The sequence below is a fragment of the uncultured Maritalea sp. genome, assembly GCF_937139385.1.
GTDB lineage: Bacteria > Pseudomonadota > Alphaproteobacteria > Rhizobiales > Devosiaceae > Maritalea > Maritalea porphyrae_A.
Window position 1 is genome coordinate 1 of sequence record NZ_CAKZPW010000045.1, and the last position, 4,822, is coordinate 4,822.

A 4,822-nucleotide genomic window follows, 5' to 3' on the forward strand; every position below is an offset into this window, starting at 1 on the left:
CTATCTCGATTACGCAATGAGCGTAATTGTTAGCCGTGCTTTGCCTGATGTTCGAGACGGCCTAAAGCCAGTTCACCGTCGGATTCTTTATTCGATGCATGAGAACGGCTACGAATGGAACAAGCAATATCGTAAGTCTGCGCGTGTAGTTGGCGACGTGATTGGTAAATATCACCCCCACGGTGATACCGCCATTTACCATGCCATGGTTCGTATGGCGCAAGAATTTTCCATGCGCCTGCCTCTGATTGATGGCCAAGGAAACTTCGGATCAATCGATGGCGATATGCCCGCCGCGATGCGTTACACAGAAGTGCGCATGGAACGCGTGACAACGATGATCCTTGAGGACATCGACCGCGACACTGTAAACTTCAAAGACAACTACGATAATACGGAAAGCGAACCAACAATTTTACCAGCGCGGTTCCCCAACTTGTTGGTAAACGGGTCTGGCGGTATCGCCGTTGGTATGGCGACGAATATTCCAAGCCACAATTTGGTTGAAGTGATTGATGGCGCAATCGCCATCATGGATAATCCAGAGATTACAACCGAAGAATTGATGGACATCGTCCAAGGGCCAGATTTTCCTACGGCGGGCATTATTCTTGGCCGGCACGGCATTCGGTCTGCATATGAAACGGGCAGGGGCTCCGTGCTTATGCGCGGCGTTGTCACAACCGAAGAAATCCGCAAAGACCGCGAAGCGCTGATCATCACCGAAATTCCCTATCAGGTGAATAAAGCGTCGATGATTGAAAAGATTGCCGAATTGGTGCGCGATAAACGTATCGAAGGTATTTCGGACATTCGCGATGAGTCAGATAGAAACGGCATGCGCGTGGTGATCGAGCTTAAACGCGACGCCTTTGCTGACGTTGTATTGAACCAGCTTTACCGTTTCTCACCTTTGCAAACTTCATTTGGCTGCAACTTTGTTGCGCTGAACGGGGGCAAACCTGAACAGCTAAACCTTCGCCAAATTTTGAAAGCCTTTGTCGACTTCCGCGAAGACGTGGTGAGTCGGCGTACGAAATTCTTGCTCAACAAAGCACGTGACCGTGCTCACATTTTGGTGGGCTTGGTTATTGCCGTTGCCAATGTTGATGAAGTGATCGCAATCATTCGCACGTCTCCAGATCCTGCAACCGCCCGCGCACGTTTGCTTGAACGCGCGTGGCCTGCACACGATGTTGACTCTCTTATTAAGCTCATCGATGATCCGCGACACAGAGTGACCGATGATGGCACTTATTTCCTCTCAGAAGAACAAGTGCGCGCGATCCTAGAGTTGCGGTTGCAGCGCCTGACCGCTCTTGGTCGTGATGAAATTGGCGACGAGTTGAACAAACTTGGCGAGGAAATCAAGGACTACCTTGAAATCCTGCGTTCACGCGAACGAATTGTCGATATCATCCGCAGCGAAATGATTGATGTACGAGACCGGTTTGGCACCCCTAGACGTACGCAAATCCTTGATGTTGCTGGCGATGTGGACGACGAAGATTTAATTGCACGCGAAGAAATGGTCGTCACTGTTTCTCATGGCGGCTACATTAAACGTGTTCCACTTTCAACTTATCGCGCACAGCGCCGCGGCGGCAAAGGTCGCTCGGGCATGTCAACGCGTGACGAAGACTTTGTTGCACGGCTTTTTGTCGCTAATACTCACACGCCGGTTTTGTTCTTCTCTTCACGCGGAATTGTCTACAAACTTAAAGTCTGGCGTTTGCCAATTGGCGCAGCCAACTCACGCGGCAAGGCGCTCATCAATATACTGCCATTGCAAGAAGGCGAGCGTATCACCTCGATTATGCCGCTGCCTGAAGATGAAACCACCTGGCAGGATCTCGACATTATGTTCGCGACCACTCGCGGGACAGTTCGTCGCAATTCACTTGCAGACTTCGTTCAGGTCAATCGCAATGGTAAGATCGCCATGAAGCTTGAAGACGGTGATGGCATCGTTGGGGTTGAAACATGCTCGCCTGAGGATAACGTTCTCCTGACAACCCAAATGGGTCAAGCTATGCGGTTTGGCGTTGATGAAGTGCGTGTTTTTGCTGGTCGTAATTCGGTTGGTGTACGCGGTATCAAGTTGGCAGAGGGCGACGAAGTTATCGCTATGTCGATCCTTGGGCATTTCGATGCCACTGCCGATGAGCGAACCGCTTATTTGAAACTACGTCGCCTCATTGAAGGTGATTCAAGTGAATCTGAAGAAGGCGAAGCAATGAGCGCCGCCGAGATCGACCAAGATCGCTACGCAGAAATGAGCGCAGCAGAGCAATTCATTCTCGCAATCTCTGAAAATGGCTACGGCAAACGCTCTTCAGCCTATGAGTATCGCAAAACCGGTCGCGGCGGCAAAGGCATTACAGCGATGGCCATGAGTGATCGCAACGGCAAAATCATTGCGTCCTTCCCGGTTGAAAACGATGATCAAATCATGTTGGTTACCAACGGTGGTAAGCTCATTCGTGTTCCAGTGGATGGCATTCGGATTGCTGGTCGCGCAACACAGGGTGTTACAATTCTGGATACAGCAAAAGGCGAACAAGTCGTTTCTGTTGAGCGAATTTCTGAACCTGAGCCAGAAGATGACGAAGACCAAGTTGACGGTAATGATCAGTCGGACGAAAATGGAGATGGTAAGGAAAGCGAATAGACGCATTCCTGCCCGTTATGGGGACTAGTCTATGATTTTGCTCGAGCCATCTGCGTTTATCGCGTTCATTACAGCGTGCTTTTTTGTGGCCATCGTTCCTGGACCAACCGTCACTTTGATCGTCGCTAATGCCCTCGCAAGGGGCCCAGTTGCTGGACTTCTGACAGTGCTGGGTGCGCAAATCGCCATATTCCTAATGGTGATTGTTGTCGCACTGGGCCTTCAAGCGGTAATAGGTTTTATGAGTTGGGCATTCTTTTGGGTGAAGCTAGTTGGCGCCGCCTATTTGTTGTGGATCGGCTATAAGATGATCACCAGTAGGGCCGGTCTGGTTTTTGACGAAAACACTTCTGTCAAAAGTGGCCACCAATCGGTCATTCAGGGCTTCGTGGTCACCATGTCAAATCCCAAGGCGCTGCTGTTTTTGGGAGCGTTTTTACCGCAGTTTATTGAGCCTTCAGCAGCGACCGCGCCACAAGTCGTTGGCTTAGGACTTATCACCATGCTGGTGTTTACAATTCTAGACAGCATTTATGCAGTTGCTGCAGGTGGCACGCGCAAGTTTTTGACCCAACAACGACTATCTATAGTCAACAAAATCTCAGGGTCGCTTTTGATTGTCGGTGGCGCATGGTTGGCGCTGCAACGCAAAATTTAGGAAGGAAACTCGATGACAAAGCAAATTGGGTTTTATCCCGGCTCATTTGATCCCATAACCAATGGCCATTTGGATGTCATCGAACGCGCATGTCGTTTGGTAGACAAACTAATTGTTGGTGTAGGTGTGCACCATTCAAAAGCGCCTCTAACAACGACAGAGGAGCGCTTTGAATTGTTGCAGCAAACAACCGCAGCAATGGCAGCGCGAAACAATACTGAGTTAGAATTGGTGACGTTTGACGGTTTGATGGTGCAGGCGGCTCGTGATGTCGGTGCAAACATCATTATTCGCGGTTTACGCGACACAACAGACTATAATTATGAAATGCAAATGGTGGGTATGAATGCCCAGATGGCGCCAGACCAACAGACGGTGTTCGTGCCTTCAAGTCCGCATGTCCGCCATATTTCGGCCACGCTGGTCCGTCAAATCGCCCAAATGAATGGTGACATTTCAGCATTTGTACCTTCCGCAGTTCTCAAACTATTGGCAAAAAAATGAGCGAAACTCCTAAAAAAAACAACCAATTTGTCTCTCTTTTGGTTGTGGCACTGCTGGCGGTTGCTGGTTATCTTTTGTATGTTAATTTTAAACCATCAGCGCCCGCTCCGGTTGAACCTGTTGAGTATGCTGCGTGTGAAACACCCAAGGCGCCTGATGGTGTCAAACCCGTTATGCTTCAACTTGAGCTTAAAACCGGCGACGTGTTGCTCGAGTTGCGCCCAGATTTAGCGCCCCTTCATGTGGCGCGCTTAGAATCCCTTGCAAAAGATGGCTTCTACAATGGCATTGTTTTTCACCGCGTAATTGACGGTTTCATGGCACAAACGGGCGATCCAACCGGCACTGGTATGGGTGGGTCTGATTTGCCTGATTTGCCTGCCGAGTTTACAGATACCCCTTACCAATGTGGCACCATCGGCATGGCACGAAGCCAAAATCCAGATTCTGCAAATTCACAGTTCTTCATTACTTTTGACGATGCAAATTTCCTTGATGGTCAATATACAGTGCTTGGATTCGTTCGCGATGGCATGGAACATATCCACCAGATCAAAAAAGGCACCGGCCAAAACGGTATCGTTACCGACCCAGACAAGATGATTTCACTCAAAGTGCTGGATCGCTAAGGCAGTTACGACCAAATAGTCAAAAAATGGGGCTAGCCGGAATGCGCTTGGCCGTATAAGTAGGCGGCAACAAAGGAGATTTAACATGGTTGAAATTAAAGATCGCGAAAACACATTGTTGCTTGAAACGTCAAAAGGCAGCGTTGTCATTCAAATGCTTCCAGATGTGGCACCAAAGCACGTTGAGCGTATCAAGGAATTGGCACGCGAAAACTTTTACGATGGTATCGTGTTTCACCGTGTAATTGATGGCTTCATGGCGCAAGTCGGCTGTCCGTTGGGCACAGGAACTGGCGGTTCTGACAAGCCAGACCTTGAGCAAGAATTCAACGAAACATCACATGTTCGTGGCACATGCTC

The 4,822-nt window shown here is 49.3% G+C and carries 5 protein-coding genes; all 5 read left to right on the forward strand.

Annotated elements, in window-relative coordinates:
* A partial coding sequence (gene gyrA / locus Q0231_RS01815) for a DNA gyrase subunit A (RefSeq protein ID WP_299344316.1) occupies positions 1–2,671 on the forward strand: 2,671 nt, incomplete at its 5' end.
* A gap of 31 nt (positions 2,672–2,702) precedes the next feature.
* The gene (locus Q0231_RS01820; protein WP_299344319.1) at positions 2,703–3,329 is read left to right on the forward strand and encodes a LysE family translocator; all 627 of its coding nucleotides are present in this window, start codon (positions 2,703–2,705) and stop codon (positions 3,327–3,329) included.
* Positions 3,330–3,341: 12 nt separating this feature from the next.
* Positions 3,342–3,833 (forward strand): pantetheine-phosphate adenylyltransferase, encoded by a 492-nt coding sequence (coaD, locus tag Q0231_RS01825; protein ID WP_269394271.1) that lies wholly within the window; start codon positions 3,342–3,344, stop codon positions 3,831–3,833.
* On the forward strand, positions 3,830–4,462 hold the full coding sequence (locus Q0231_RS01830) for a peptidylprolyl isomerase (RefSeq protein ID WP_299344324.1): 633 nt from the start codon (positions 3,830–3,832) through the stop codon (positions 4,460–4,462). Before coaD ends, Q0231_RS01830 begins: the two co-directional genes overlap by 4 nt.
* Before the next feature lie 85 nt (positions 4,463–4,547).
* The coding region (locus Q0231_RS01835) for a peptidylprolyl isomerase (RefSeq protein WP_299344327.1) at positions 4,548–4,822 on the forward strand (275 nt) is incomplete at its 3' end.